Genomic DNA, 12,935 nt, shown 5'->3' with positions numbered 1-12,935 from the left:
CGCCACCTGCACGAAAAGGCTTTCGAGCGGATGGAACAGCGAATGCAGGCGCACCCCGAAATGATGGTCAGCCGAAGATCCATCGTCGAGCATCCCTTCGGCAACCTTAAACAGTGGTTATTTGGCAACGCTCGCTTCTTACTGCGACAGCTTGAGGGCACGAGGGCTGAAATGGCCCTGGCGGTGAACGCCTACAACCTGAAAAGAGCGATTAACGTGCTTGGCGCACGTCAGTTGATGGCGTTGATGGGCTGAAAAGCCTTTTTTCGTCTGCTGTGAGCACAAAAGCAAACGCCCCGAACAAGTCGGGGCGTTTGCTGGAACCACCATTAGTGTGTTTTCACACAGTCTGCTCAAGGCCGGTTTTTTGTTCGTAGAACAACAACTTACAACTTGCTGGCGTTCTCGGTCAGGTAAGCAGCCACGCCTGCTGGCGAAGCGTTCATGCCCTTGTCGCCTTTTTTCCAGTTGGCCGGGCAGACTTCACCGTGCTCTTCGTGGAATTGCAGCGCATCAACCAGACGAATCAGCTCTTCCATGTTACGGCCCAGCGGCAGGTCGTTGATGATCTGCGAACGGACCACGCCCTTGTCGTCGATCAGGAACGCGCCACGGAAAGCCACGCCGCCCTCGGACTCAACGTCGTAGGCCTTGGCGATTTCGTGCTTCATGTCGGCAGCCATGGTGTATTTGACCTTGCCGATGCCGCCATCATTGATGGCAGTGTTGCGCCAGGCGTTGTGGGTGAAGTGCGAGTCGATGGAAACGGCAACCACTTCAACGTTACGCTCTTTGAAATCCTCCATGCGATGGTCCAGGGCAATCAGCTCGGACGGGCAGACGAAGGTGAAGTCCAGCGGATAGAAGAACACCAGGCCGTATTTGCCTTTGATGGCCGAGGACAGGGTGAAGCTGTCGACGATTTCGCCATTGCCCAATACAGCCGGGACGGTGAAGTCCGGGGCTTGTTTGCCTACGAGTACGCTCATTGGATATCTCCTGGTGTAGTAACGTTCAGAACAAGATCGCGCCTAGCCTGCCAGCCTTAAGCGACAAGCCTGTGACGCGATCTCGTTTCCTTGGAATCGACCATCATACACCGCGTTTTTTGACGCTCCTAAACGGTTTTTACAAACTCGCCCCCGCTACCCATTGCCGGGCGCCACTTCCCGTTCGTCAGCCAACCATGCAACGGACAAAGATTTTACACAGACAGCTTTGACAATCATTCTCGTTAACATTAAGATCCATGGCAATTGAACCCTAACCAGCGACGGTTCTCATCTTATGTATGTCTGCCTTTGCGCCGGCGTCACCGACGGACAAATCCGCGAGGCGATCTTCGAGGGTTGCTGCAGCTACCGCGAAGTGCGCCAGGCGACCGGTGTTGCCGGTCAATGTGGCAAATGTGCGTGCCTGGCCAAGCAAGTGGTACGCGAAACCCTGACCGAGCTGCAAAGCAGCCAGGCTGCACTGCCCTACGCGGTAGAATTTTCAGCAGGGTAAAATACGACGATTGTAAGTAACCGGACTCAGTGTCCGGTTTTTTTATGCCTGTAATTCAATCGCTTAGCACCAAGACGCGGAACACAAACATTCTTATTCCGATTAATTTTCATATATTATTCAATAACTTAGGTTTGACTCTCGAAGTTGTCGGGATCAAACTCTGCCTTATACACAGCTATTACAGGGCAGGACCCCATCATGAAAGGCGACAAATCAGTCATCCAGCATCTCAACAAGATCCTCGCCAATGAGCTGGTCGCGATCAACCAATACTTCTTGCATGCCCGTATGTACGAGGATTGGGGTCTGAACAAGCTGGGCAAGCACGAGTACCACGAGTCCATCGACGAGATGAAACACGCGGACAAGCTGATCAAGCGCATCCTGTTCCTCGAAGGCCTGCCGAACGTGCAGGACCTGGGCAAGCTGCATATCGGCGAGAACACCAAGGAAATGCTCGAGTGCGACCTGAAAATTGAAAGAACAGGCCACAAGGATCTGAAAGAAGCGATTGCCCATTGCGAAAAGAGCGGAGACTTCGGCAGCCGCGAACTGCTGGAAGATATTCTCGAATCCGAAGAGGAACATATCGACTGGCTGGAAACCCAACTGGGCCTGATCGATAAAGTCGGTATTGAAAACTATTTGCAATCGCAGATGGGCGACGAATAACTCGTCCAAAATAAAAAGCCCCGCCCTTCGATGAAGAGGCGAGGCTTTTTTATCCCTGGGCAACGTTGAACGCCGTCCAGGGTCATCCGAAATCAGGCTTCGGTCTTGGCAGCGGCTTTTTCGGCAGCATTCTTGATCAGCGTCTGCAGCTCACCGTTGGCGTACATCTCAGTCATGATGTCGCTACCACCGACCAGCTCACCGCCGACCCACAGCTGTGGAAAGGTGGGCCAGTTGGCGTACTTGGGCAGGTTGGCGCGAATTTCCGGGTTCTGCAGAATGTCTACGTAGGCGAACTTCTCGCCACAGCCCATGACAGCTTGAGCGGCTTTCGAGGAGAAGCCACATTGTGGGGCATTCGGCGAGCCTTTCATGTAAAGCAGAATGGTGTTGTTGGCAATCTGCTCTTTAATCGTTTCGATGATATCCATGGAACACCTCGGCTAAACTTTCCGACTCAGTTGTCGGCACGGTCACGCATTGTATCGGAAAGCCGAGCGTGGTGCTCGGTCTCCCCGCAGACGGCCTGTCGCAGCGGACTCAGAGTGCCGTGCTCCGCGACACGGCCGCACTGTCTGGTGAGTCGATGGGCTTCAGGCCAGAGGGAGCCTGGGGGCAGGTTGTAGTTGGATTTCCTGGACGGTTTCGCTCCGCTCCTGGCCGACATGTACGCCGGTCAGCTCACCGATCAGGCGCCAATGCTCGTCGAGGCCAGAACTGATGGTGCCCATGCGGTGGATCATCCGCCGCCCGGCTGCACGGGTGGCTTCATCTTCGCTACGTAACAATTCGAAAGACATCGAGGTCACCGAAGCGGTCATATGCGTCAGCGCCTGGGCGGTCAATCTTAGCAACTCCATGAGTTGCTGTTCTTTCGATTCCATTCCAAAGCCTCTGCGTGTCTGCAATGATACCTTTATAACCTAGGCGCATAGTTTAGGAAATGTTTCTGCTTTTAGCTGAAGCATGATGCCGCAGACAACCGCCCGAGCCAGATGCAGAAAACCACCGCAAGCCGCTTGTAGCCGCCGTCTTCAATTGCCAAGCGCCGTCGCGCCAGTGTAAAAGTGCATCGATTGTGAGGATGGAAACGAGCTTGGACAGACGTGAAAACCGACGGGAACAACTTAATTCCCTCGCTTTGACGTGCCAAAACAAAGTCTCCTATTGGTAACACGCGACATTTTCTTATACGATCGCGTCTTCCCCTATTTCGTCGCCCCGTGCGGCTTACGCCGCAGGTCTCGCCCGTTTTTCCGAAAAACCCGGCTTTGAGCATCTGCGGTCTGTTGCAAAAGGTACTTAATGATGAGCGCAAGGCACTTTCTCTCCCTGATGGATTGCACGCCCAAAGAGCTGGTCAGCGTGATTCGTCGAGGCGTCGAGCTGAAGGACCTGCGTGATCGCGGCGTATTGTTCGAGCCACTCAAGGGTCGGATTCTCGGCATGATTTTCGAGAAGTCCTCGACCCGTACCCGTGTATCGTTCGAATCCGGCATGATCCAGCTCGGCGGCCAGGCGATCTTCCTCTCGCCACGCGACACCCAACTGGGCCGTGGCGAGCCTATCGGCGACAGCGCCATCGTCCTGTCGAGCATGCTCGACGTCGTCATGCTACGCACCTTCAAGCACAGCACCCTGACCGAATTCGCCGCCAACTCTCGCGTACCGGTGATCAATGGCCTGTCCGACGACCTGCATCCCTGTCAGTTGCTGGCAGACATGCAGACCTTCTTCGAACATCGCGGCTCGATCCAGGGCAAGACCGTGACCTGGATCGGCGACGGCAACAACATGTGCAACAGCTATATCGAAGCAGCGATCCAGTTCGACTTCCAACTGCGCATCAGTTGCCCCGAGGGCTATGAGCCCAGCCCGGCACTGCTGGTCCTGGCCGGCGAGCGGGTGCGGCTAGTTCGCGATCCGCGCGAGGCGGTACGTGGTTCGCACCTGGTCAGCACCGACGTCTGGACCTCCATGGGCCAGGAGGAGGAAACCGCCAAGCGCCTGGCCCTGTTCGCGCCACTGCAAGTTACCCGTGAACTGCTCGACCTGGCCGCTCCCGAGGTACTGTTCCTGCATTGCCTGCCGGCTCACCGTGGTGAGGAAATCAGCCTCGACCTGCTCGACGACCCGCGTTCGGTCGCCTGGGACCAGGCCGAGAACCGCCTGCATGCGCAAAAGGCCCTGTTGGAGTTTCTGGTCCAGCCGGCGTACCGCCCGGCATGAGTCATCCGCTGCTGTTGAATCTGCACAACCTCGCCTGCGGTTACCAGGACCAGCGGGTGGTGCAGAACCTCAATCTGCACCTGAACGCTGGCGATATCGGCTGTCTACTGGGCGCTTCCGGTTGTGGCAAGACGACTGCGCTGCGCGCCATCGCCGGTTTCGAACCGGTCCACCAAGGCGAGATTCAGTTGGCGGGCGAAGTCATCTCCAGCGCAGGGTTTACCCTGGCTCCAGAGAAACGCCGCATCGGCATGGTGTTCCAGGACTACGCGCTGTTCCCACACCTGAGCGTCGCGCAAAACATTGCCTTCGGCATTCGCAAGCACCCGCAACGGGCTCGTGTCACCGAAGAACTGCTGGAGCTGGTCAATCTCAAGGGCCTGGGAAAGCGTTATCCCCATGAACTCTCCGGCGGCCAGCAGCAACGCGTAGCTCTGGCCCGCGCACTGGCTCCGGAACCACAACTGCTGCTGCTCGACGAACCCTTCTCCAATCTCGATGGCGAACTGCGGCGCAAGCTCAGCCAAGAAGTCCGCGAAATTCTCAAGCTGCGCGGCACCAGTGCGATCCTGGTCACCCATGACCAGGAGGAAGCCTTTGCGGTCAGCGACCATGTTGGCGTGTTCAGGGAAGGTCGATTGGAGCAGTGGGACACCCCATACAATCTCTATCACGAACCAGCGACACCGTTTGTCGCCAGCTTTATCGGGCAGGGCTACTTTATTCGCGGGCAACTGATCACCCCGGAGTCGGTGCAAACCGAACTGGGCGTGCTGCGTGGGAACCGGGCCTACGCCTTGCCGCTGGGCGGCGCGGTGGACGTACTGCTACGACCGGACGACATCGTCCACGCGCCCCACAGCCCGCTGAAAGCGCGGGTCATCGGCAAAACGTTCCTCGGCGCGGCGACCCTCTATCGCCTACAGTTAGCGACCGGCAGCCAGTTGGAGTCGATCTTTCCCAGCCATGCCGACCACTTGCCTGGAGACGATGTCGGGATTCGCGTTGCCGCCGAACACCTGGTGCTGTTTCAAGCCCCTGGCTGATGCTGCTCCATGCGTGAATGCTCTTTTAGCACCCCCAGATACACCTGGAGCAGCGCGGCATCGAACTCAGGCTCAACGATGCCAGTCCCTTCAAGGAACTGCCTTACATTCGAGCAATCCCACAGGTAAGTGTCCTGGTAGAGTTCAACGGTGGACTTGCCATCGAACATATTATCCTTGAACAGACTCAGCAAAGGATAAAGGGGGGCCTTCTGATCCCACTCCCAAAGAGCGAGCCAGTCCTTGAACGGTATGGTGTCGAAAACCAGATCGCTACTCTCTTGCAACCTTGAGAAAAAATCCTTGAAGGTGAGGTTTTTCTCAGGTGAGGGAATAAGGTTGAATTTCTTCCCCAGGGCCTGTGGTTTTCGAGAAATACAGCCAATGGCTCTCACCATATAGTCAACCGTGGTCAAACCTTCGCGCAAATCCTTCAGATCGGGGACCACCTTGAGGTTCATGCACGTCTGGATCAAACGTCCCCACCACTGATAACCCGCGAAGGCCCCCGTCCGGCTATGGCAGGTTGCGTAACCCAGGCGGAAAGTCATCAATGGCAGGCCTTTCGATGCCGCAAGGTCGGCAATTTTCTCCATCACCCACTTGCTGCGCACATAACCAAGATCCGTAGCCACGGCCGGCAGGTTCTGGTCGATATCATCGGCCTCATACATCACCGTTTTTCCCGTATGCAAATGCCCCCAACTATAGACCGATATGGTCGATAGCAATATCAGTGCCTTGCTGCGCATGTTTGCGGCAAACTCTATAATTTGCTTCAAACCCTCCACATTATCCTTCTTCATATACGAATAAGGCTGGATAAAATTAACCGAACTGGCAGAGTGATAAATCATGTCAACCTTCTCCGACAGCATTTTATAAGTGCTATCAGCAAGCCCCATCAGCTCATGGGATAACTCTCCGGTATAGACTCGGACACGCTCGATATTTTTACCCAGATGTATTTCATATCGCTCTGCCGTCATCTCGATCCGCTTGCGCGCCAGCACAGGATTACTCGCTCTGACGAGACAATGAACTTCAGCCTCGCTGCTGGACAACAGTTCATCGAGAAGATGAATACCGACAAAACCTGTTACGCCAGTCAACAGGATATGTCTCGGACACTCCATTTGCTCATGACTGAAGCCTTCAGGAATATCAAACTTGAGTGGCAGTCTTACATCGTACTGCAACTCATGGACAGGCTCTCCATCCAGAGGCGCGGAACGACTGCCTTTTCGCGCCTCAAGCACAGCCGCGAGCCCATGAATGGTTCCATGCTCATAGAGGTCTCTGATGTAGGTTTTGACTCCAAGCTGTTCGGCAATCTCCGTGAGTAATAAGATCGCCAGCAGCGAGTGCCCTCCAACCTCAAAAAATTATCATCCAGGCCGAAGTCAGAGTGCCCCAGGAATCGACTCCAAACCTCGGCGATCAGCAATTCTTCCTGGCTGCCGGCCTGAAACTTTTTAACCTCGTCATCGCGCTGAACCGATGCCAACTCATAAAGTGCTTTCCTGTCTGTCTTTCCATTAGCGTTATAAGGTATTGAATCGAGCAAAACATATCGTGCGGGAATCATATAATCAGGAACTTCATTTCTCAGCTGCGCCGTCAACTTTCTTGTAAAGTCGCCAGAGACTTCTTCTCTATCGCGAGGAACGACAAACGCAACAAGCCGCTTACCCTGAAGCTCACTGAATGCATCAAGCATAACGACAGCAGCAACCAGCCAAGGACTACGCAGCAAAGCTACTTCTATTTCGCCCAACTCGACACGATTGCCGCGGATTTTCACTTGATCGTCTGCACGCCCGAGAAACTGTATGCTGCCATCTGGAAGCCGACGGGCCAGGTCCCCGCTGCGATACGCCCGAAGATTCATTGACGGCACCGTAATGAAACGCTCTGCCGTCAAATCCGGACGCCCCAGATAACCCCGCGCCAAACCACCTCCGGCAATGAAAAGCTCCCCCGTGTCGCCATCCGCCACGGGGTCGAGATTGTCATCCAGTACAAACACTTCCATATCCGCGACAGGAAATCCTATTGAGGAGGCAAGCTGCGGATCTGCAGTATTGCGAACAATGCGACAGGTCGCATAAATAGTCGTCTCCGTCGGTCCATAGTAATCAACCAGCGTGAAAGCCAGGTGCTCAGCATCGACCGGGTGTAGTTTTTCCCCGGCGGAGAACAAAAACTGGAGCGTCTGGTTATCTGGCTGTGGCTGGCGAACGAACTCTCCGATCATGACTGTTGGAATATAAGCATGGGTTATACTGTGCTTATTATAAAACCCCAACAGTGCCGCAGTAGAAATACGTACAGCCTCATCCAATAAATAGATCGTTGCACCAGCGCTGAGGGCAGACCATATCTCCCACTGCGAAACGTCAAATCCCACACCCGCCATCAGCGTTGTACGCGATTGCGGCGTCATCATGAAACGATCATTGTGCCATTTTATCAAGTTAACCAGGGAATGATGTTCGATCAAGACACCTTTCGGCTGTCCCGTGGTACCGGAGGTGAATATGGTATAAATAATATCATTGGGAAAGACAGAAATATCACCCGTCAAATCGTGTTTTTCTTCGCTCAGAATATCAAAAACAGCGACAACGTCTTTTTCCATGAGGCAATCTGTATCAACCGCCTCCGTCGCAAGAATAACAGGAGCGAGACACTGGCTGGCAATATTCAATTTCCGGGCTTTCGGGTATTTGTTATCTACTGGAACATAGCTTGCCGACGTCTTCATTACGCCCAACTGAGCAATGATCAAATCGATCGAGCGATGTCCGAATATGGGTATGAAATCGCCCTTACCAACTTTTCGTCGACGAAGATACGCTGCTATCGCATCGCTTTTTCTATCGAGTTCAAAATAAGTAATTGCGCGGTTATCACCCTGTATGGCGATGTGGTTTGGCCACTGCTCAACGCTACGATAAAATAGGTCAAGAACTGTTTCAGTACGCATGACGACTCCCTTTGTCAAATCCCCTCCCGATTCCCCTCCCAACTTCATCTTGCGCTGAATGGTCAAAGAATCGTGGGGCACGCGGACTATAGTGAAAAAACGACAAAGCGGCCAAAACATTATTGAAACTTAAACCTGTTCTTTTATTTCAAAGCAGAATAACCTTCCAAAGCTGCTCGACTACTATTCCAACGAGAGGAGAAACATTTCCCTAGCTCGCCGGTGCTGCCACCTGGCAGCACGGTGCAAGACAATATTACGTTTACCCCAGCAGCAATTGCCCTTTTGCCACCAGAGCCGCACGACCGCCGATCTTCACCCTATCGCCTTCAAGGCGGCAGAACAACTCACCGCCCCGCGGCGAGCATTGGTAAGCCGTCAAGCCGGTCTTGCCCAGGCGTTGCGCCCAGTAGGGAATCAGCGCGCAATGGGTCGACCCGGTGACTGGGTCCTCGTTGATGCCAATGGCAGGGGCAAAATAACGCGAGACAAAATCGTGCCGCTGACCTGGCGCGGTGACAATCACCCCTGGCCAAGGCAGCTTCGCCACCATCGCCCAATCTGGCGTGCATCTACGCACCGCCTGCTCCGAGGCCAACACCACAAACAACTCATGAGCCCCGAGCACATCGACCACAGTCGTACCAAGCGCCCGTTCGATCTCCAGGGGTCTCTCAATCTCAGCAGGCATGATTACCGGAAAATCCAGCCATAACAGGTCCCCCCCGCGACTGACACTCAGAGGGCCGGACTGGCAGACAAAATCGATGGTTTCCAGCGTTTCGCCGTAGACCTCGAACAGCACCAAGGCACTGGCCAGTGTCGCGTGACCGCAGAGCGGAACTTCGGTTGTGGGAGTAAACCAGCGAATGTGCCATTGCGCCCCTTCCCGAACCACAAACGCGGTTTCCGCCAGATTGTGTTCGGCGGCAATCCTCTGCATCAGTTCGTCCGCCAGCCAGGCGTCGAGCCGATAGACCATCGCCGGGTTACCACCGAAGGGGCGCTCGCTGAAAGCGTCGACCTGGTGAAATTCAAGCTGCATGACGTCTTTTCCTTGTCTTTACCAACACCATAAGGGCGATGCCACTAGAACAATACCCGCCAATCAGGTCCGAGCGATATCCGCGAACTTCGCCTGGGTATGTTCGGCCAGTACCGCGGGTGCCAATTCAACCTCCAGCCCGCGACGCCCGGCGCTGACAAAAATGCTCGCGAAAGACCGTGCACTCTGGTCGATAAAGGTCCGCAGGCGCTTCTTCTGCCCCAACGGGCTGATACCACCCAGCAGATAGCCGGTGGTCCGCTGGGCTACGGCGGGGTCCGCCATTTCGACTTTCTTGACCCCCGCCGCTTGAGCCAGCGCCTTCAAATCCAGACTTGTGACAACCGGCACCACCGCGACCAGCAATTCGGCCTTTTCGCTGCAGACCAGCAATGTCTTGAACACCCGGGCCGGCGCGAGCCCAAGCTTTTCCACCGCCTCCAAGCCATAGGACGCAGTTTTCGGATCATGTTTGTAACTATGCACGAGATGTTCGGCACGCACTTTTTTCAGCAAATCCAGTGCTGGCGTCATGGTCGTTCCTGACGATAGGAAGGCGAACCCGGATTTTAGGCCATCCTGAGAAAAAAAGTTCCTATGACAAACTCTCAAGCCTCTATTTCAAGCCGCTGGGCATACCCGAAACAGTGCCTGCCCGACAGACACAATCCCTCATTCATCCAATCAAGGGTCAGAATATGGACGACAGTTCATTTTCGACCTTTGACATAAGCGTTCCTTGTCTATATTTTTTCGAATGTGAAAATAACAACTCGGCACCCACAGTGCTCAGTAGCAAACAGCTTTCACGGATAGGCCCTCCCGCAAGTCGGTGAACGATCACACCGATCATCGGGATTGGCGCCGGACAACAACAAAAACCGAGGTATCCAATGACCACCGCTTTGAAACAACCGTCGCTGTCGGGACAATGCATCGCCGAATTCCTCGGTACCGCGTTATTGATTTTTTTTGGTACAGGTTGTGTTGCCGCGCTCAAAGTCGCGGGTGCCAGCTTTGGCCTGTGGGAAATCAGCATCATTTGGGGGATCGGCGTAAGCATGGCGATCTACCTGACCGCCGGCGTTTCCGGCGCCCACCTCAATCCAGCCGTCAGCATTGCACTGTGCCTGTTCGCCGACTTTGAAAAACGCAAACTAGGGTTCTATATCCTTGCCCAGATGGGCGGCGCCTTCTGTGCCGCCGCGTTGGTTTATACACTTTACAGCAATCTTTTCTTCGATTTCGAACAGACTCACCATATGATCCGTGGTTCGCAAGCCAGCCTGGAACTGGCGTCGGTGTTCACCACCTATCCGCATCCGGCCCTGACCACCGCCCAGGCCTTCTTGGTCGAAGTGATCATCACCGCCATCCTGATGGGGGTGATCATGTCCCTGACCGACGACGACAACGGCTTGCCCAATGGCCCTCTCGCGCCGTTGCTGATCGGCCTGCTGATCGCCGTGATCGGCAGTGCGATGGGCCCGCTGACCGGCTTCGCAATGAACCCGGCACGGGATTTCGCGCCAAAGCTGATGACCTTCTTCGCCGGCTGGGGTGAAATAGCGTTAACTGGCGGACGCGATATCCCCTATTTCCTGGTTCCGATTTTCGCACCCATTGTCGGTGCCTGCCTTGGCGCTGCGCTGTATCGCGGGATGATCGCCCGCCATCTGCCCCGTGCCGCTGCCGTAGAGGATGCACCGACCACCACCGCCAACAAAGTCCAGGCTTCCTGAAACCCCCTGATACGCCAGCGCCTACAGGCGCCGCACCAGCGAGCCGATTTCCCCTATTTCAGTCCAAGGCAATCGAAAATGACCGACCTTCAGAATAAGAACTACATCGTCGCCCTCGACCAGGGTACGACCAGCTCCCGGGCAATCATCTTCGACCGCGATGCCAACGTGGTCTGCACCGCCCAACGTGAATTCCAGCAGCATTACCCGCAGGCAGGTTGGGTCGAGCACGATCCGATGGAAATTTTCGCCACCCAGAGCGCGGTGCTGGTCGAAGCCCTGGCACAAGCCGGCCTGCACCATGATCAGGTCGCCGCCATTGGCATCACCAACCAGCGTGAAACCACCGTGGTCTGGGATAAGACCAGCGGCCGTCCGATCTACAACGCAATCGTCTGGCAATGCCGGCGCAGCACCGAGATCTGTCAACAGCTCAAGCGCGACGGCCATGAAGGCTACATCCGCGAAACCACGGGCTTGGTCACCGACCCGTACTTCTCCGGGACCAAGCTGAAATGGATCCTCGACCACGTCGAAGGCAGCCGCGAACGCGCGCGCAATGGCGAGCTGCTGTTCGGCACCGTCGACAGCTGGCTGATCTGGAAATTCACCGGCGGCAAGACCCATGTCACCGACTACACCAACGCCTCGCGCACCCTACTCTTCAACATCCATTCGCTGGAATGGGATACGAAGATGCTGGAGCTGCTGGACATTCCCCGAGAAATGCTCCCGCAAGTGAAATCGTCCTCGCAAATCTACGGCCATACCAAGAGTGGCATCGCCATCGGCGGGATCGCCGGCGACCAGCAGGCCGCCCTGTTCGGCCAGATGTGCGTAGAGCCCGGCCAGGCCAAGAACACTTATGGCACCGGCTGCTTCCTGTTGATGAACACCGGCGCCAAGGCGGTGAAATCCAACCATGGCATGCTCACCACCATCGCCTGCGGCCCGCGTGGCGAAGTGGCGTATGCCTTGGAAGGCGCGGTGTTCAACGGTGGCTCCACGGTGCAATGGCTGCGTGACGAGTTGAAGATCATCAACGATGCCCATGACACCGAGTACTTCGCCAATAAGGTCAAGGACAGCAACGGCGTGTACCTGGTCCCGGCTTTTACCGGTCTGGGCGCGCCCTACTGGGACCCCTATGCCCGTGGCGCTTTGTTCGGCCTGACCCGTGGCGTGCGTGTCGACCACATCATCCGCGCCGCACTGGAATCGATTGCCTATCAGACCCGCGACGTGCTGGATGCCATGCAACAGGATTCGGGCGAACGCCTAAAGGCGTTGCGCGTGGACGGAGGCGCGGTGGCGAACAACTTCCTGATGCAATTCCAGGCCGATATCCTCGGCACCCACGTCGAGCGCCCGCAAATGCGCGAAACCACCGCGCTCGGCGCCGCCTACCTGGCAGGCCTGGCGTGCGGCTTCTGGGGTAGCCTGGAGGAATTGCGCGATAAGGCGGTGATCGAGCGGGAATTCGAGCCGCAACTGGCCGACATCGAGAAGGAAAAACTCTACGACGGCTGGAAAAAAGCCGTGAGCCGTACCCGCGACTGGGAGCCGCACGAAGGCAGCCATTAAGCCAAACCTCCACGGGCGGAGCCGACTACCCGGCTCCCACCAATTCGCTGCCCGCCCCTCAGGCACTCGCCCGCTTGACGACACCGCCAGCGCACCTGCACGATTCATTGGCCGCGCAA

At 55.8% G+C, this 12,935-nt stretch carries 13 protein-coding genes and 1 pseudogene; 7 read left to right on the top strand and 7 right to left on the bottom strand.

Going from position 1 to position 12,935, the window contains the following annotated elements; translation table 11 throughout:
• Positions 1-255 (top strand): transposase (locus tag BMX68_RS23310; protein ID WP_143063348.1); only part of this gene is annotated, 255 nt, incomplete at its 5' end.
• 131 nt (positions 256-386) lie between these two features.
• Here the strand turns inward: BMX68_RS23310 and BMX68_RS23305 are convergent.
• On the bottom strand, positions 387-989 hold the full coding sequence (locus BMX68_RS23305) for a peroxiredoxin (protein ID WP_017131302.1): 603 nt from the start codon (positions 987-989) through the stop codon (positions 387-389).
• A 298-nt stretch (positions 990-1,287) separates the two neighbouring features.
• On the opposite strand from BMX68_RS23305, the gene BMX68_RS23300 reads away from it, so the two are divergent.
• Positions 1,288-1,506, top strand: a complete 219-nt coding sequence (locus BMX68_RS23300; protein ID WP_017131301.1) for a bacterioferritin-associated ferredoxin — start codon at positions 1,288-1,290, stop codon at positions 1,504-1,506.
• Positions 1,507-1,707: 201 nt separating this feature from the next.
• Positions 1,708-2,181, top strand: coding sequence for a bacterioferritin (gene bfr, locus BMX68_RS23295; protein WP_017131300.1), 474 nt, complete (start codon positions 1,708-1,710; stop codon positions 2,179-2,181).
• A 92-nt stretch (positions 2,182-2,273) separates the two neighbouring features.
• Here bfr and grxD read toward each other — a convergent pair whose 3' ends face one another.
• Both grxD and plzR read right to left on the bottom strand, forming a co-directional pair.
• A complete protein-coding gene (grxD, locus tag BMX68_RS23290; protein WP_017131299.1) occupies positions 2,274-2,612 on the bottom strand; it encodes a Grx4 family monothiol glutaredoxin in 339 nt (112 codons plus the stop codon).
• Between the two features lie 162 nt (positions 2,613-2,774).
• Positions 2,775-3,065, bottom strand: a complete 291-nt coding sequence (gene plzR / locus BMX68_RS23285; protein ID WP_017131298.1) for a PlzR type 4 pili assembly inhibitor — start codon at positions 3,063-3,065, stop codon at positions 2,775-2,777.
• A gap of 424 nt (positions 3,066-3,489) precedes the next feature.
• On the opposite strand from plzR, the gene argF reads away from it, so the two are divergent.
• Complete coding sequence (argF, locus tag BMX68_RS23280; RefSeq protein ID WP_026013099.1) at positions 3,490-4,410, top strand: ornithine carbamoyltransferase; 921 nt, start codon at positions 3,490-3,492, stop codon at positions 4,408-4,410.
• On the top strand, positions 4,407-5,456 hold the full coding sequence (locus BMX68_RS23275; RefSeq protein WP_017131296.1) for an ABC transporter ATP-binding protein: 1,050 nt from the start codon (positions 4,407-4,409) through the stop codon (positions 5,454-5,456). Before argF ends, BMX68_RS23275 begins: the two co-directional genes overlap by 4 nt.
• On the opposite strand, the gene BMX68_RS26525 is transcribed toward BMX68_RS23275, so the two are convergent.
• The 4 genes and pseudogenes from BMX68_RS26525 to ybaK form a co-directional block, all read right to left on the bottom strand.
• Complete coding sequence (locus tag BMX68_RS26525; protein ID WP_248672792.1) at positions 5,441-6,655, bottom strand: thioester reductase domain-containing protein; 1,215 nt, start codon at positions 6,653-6,655, stop codon at positions 5,441-5,443. The two genes, BMX68_RS23275 and BMX68_RS26525, sit on opposite strands and share 16 nt — an antisense overlap.
• 392 nt (positions 6,656-7,047) lie before the next feature.
• Positions 7,048-8,445: pseudogene (locus BMX68_RS26520) on the bottom strand (amino acid adenylation domain-containing protein); the annotation flags it as partial.
• Between the two features lie 262 nt (positions 8,446-8,707).
• Positions 8,708-9,490 (bottom strand): PhzF family phenazine biosynthesis protein, encoded by a 783-nt coding sequence (locus BMX68_RS23265; RefSeq protein ID WP_017131295.1) that lies wholly within the window; start codon positions 9,488-9,490, stop codon positions 8,708-8,710.
• A 63-nt stretch (positions 9,491-9,553) separates the two neighbouring features.
• Positions 9,554-10,024, bottom strand: coding sequence for a Cys-tRNA(Pro) deacylase (ybaK, locus tag BMX68_RS23260; RefSeq protein ID WP_074862671.1), 471 nt, complete (start codon positions 10,022-10,024; stop codon positions 9,554-9,556).
• Positions 10,025-10,383: 359 nt separating this feature from the next.
• Here ybaK and BMX68_RS23255 point away from each other — a divergent pair, with 359 nt between their 5' ends.
• Both BMX68_RS23255 and glpK read left to right on the top strand, forming a co-directional pair.
• Positions 10,384-11,232, top strand: coding sequence for an MIP/aquaporin family protein (locus BMX68_RS23255; RefSeq protein ID WP_060782756.1), 849 nt, complete (start codon positions 10,384-10,386; stop codon positions 11,230-11,232).
• 78 nt (positions 11,233-11,310) lie between these two features.
• Complete coding sequence (glpK, locus tag BMX68_RS23250; protein ID WP_017131293.1) at positions 11,311-12,816, top strand: glycerol kinase GlpK; 1,506 nt, start codon at positions 11,311-11,313, stop codon at positions 12,814-12,816.
• The last annotated feature ends 119 nt before the right edge of the window (positions 12,817-12,935 follow it).

This window comes from Pseudomonas agarici (genome assembly GCF_900109755.1).
Taxonomy (GTDB): domain Bacteria; phylum Pseudomonadota; class Gammaproteobacteria; order Pseudomonadales; family Pseudomonadaceae; genus Aquipseudomonas; species Aquipseudomonas agarici.
This window is presented reverse-complemented; position numbering and strand designations above follow the sequence as displayed.

Excerpts from the sequence above, each read along its gene's own strand:
- BMX68_RS23305 (WP_017131302.1), bottom strand. The coding sequence starts at position 989 with ATGAGCGTACTCGTAGGCAAACAAGCCCCGGACTTCACCGTCCCGGCT.
- BMX68_RS23300 (WP_017131301.1), top strand. The coding sequence starts at position 1,288 with ATGTATGTCTGCCTTTGCGCCGGCGTCACCGACGGACAAATCCGCGAG.
- bfr (WP_017131300.1), top strand. The coding sequence starts at position 1,708 with ATGAAAGGCGACAAATCAGTCATCCAGCATCTCAACAAGATCCTCGCC.
- grxD (WP_017131299.1), bottom strand. The coding sequence starts at position 2,612 with ATGGATATCATCGAAACGATTAAAGAGCAGATTGCCAACAACACCATT.
- plzR (WP_017131298.1), bottom strand. The coding sequence starts at position 3,065 with ATGGAATCGAAAGAACAGCAACTCATGGAGTTGCTAAGATTGACCGCC.
- argF (WP_026013099.1), top strand. The coding sequence starts at position 3,490 with ATGAGCGCAAGGCACTTTCTCTCCCTGATGGATTGCACGCCCAAAGAG.
- BMX68_RS23275 (WP_017131296.1), top strand. The coding sequence starts at position 4,407 with ATGAGTCATCCGCTGCTGTTGAATCTGCACAACCTCGCCTGCGGTTAC.
- BMX68_RS23265 (WP_017131295.1), bottom strand. The coding sequence starts at position 9,490 with ATGCAGCTTGAATTTCACCAGGTCGACGCTTTCAGCGAGCGCCCCTTC.
- ybaK (WP_074862671.1), bottom strand. The coding sequence starts at position 10,024 with ATGACGCCAGCACTGGATTTGCTGAAAAAAGTGCGTGCCGAACATCTC.
- BMX68_RS23255 (WP_060782756.1), top strand. The coding sequence starts at position 10,384 with ATGACCACCGCTTTGAAACAACCGTCGCTGTCGGGACAATGCATCGCC.
- glpK (WP_017131293.1), top strand. The coding sequence starts at position 11,311 with ATGACCGACCTTCAGAATAAGAACTACATCGTCGCCCTCGACCAGGGT.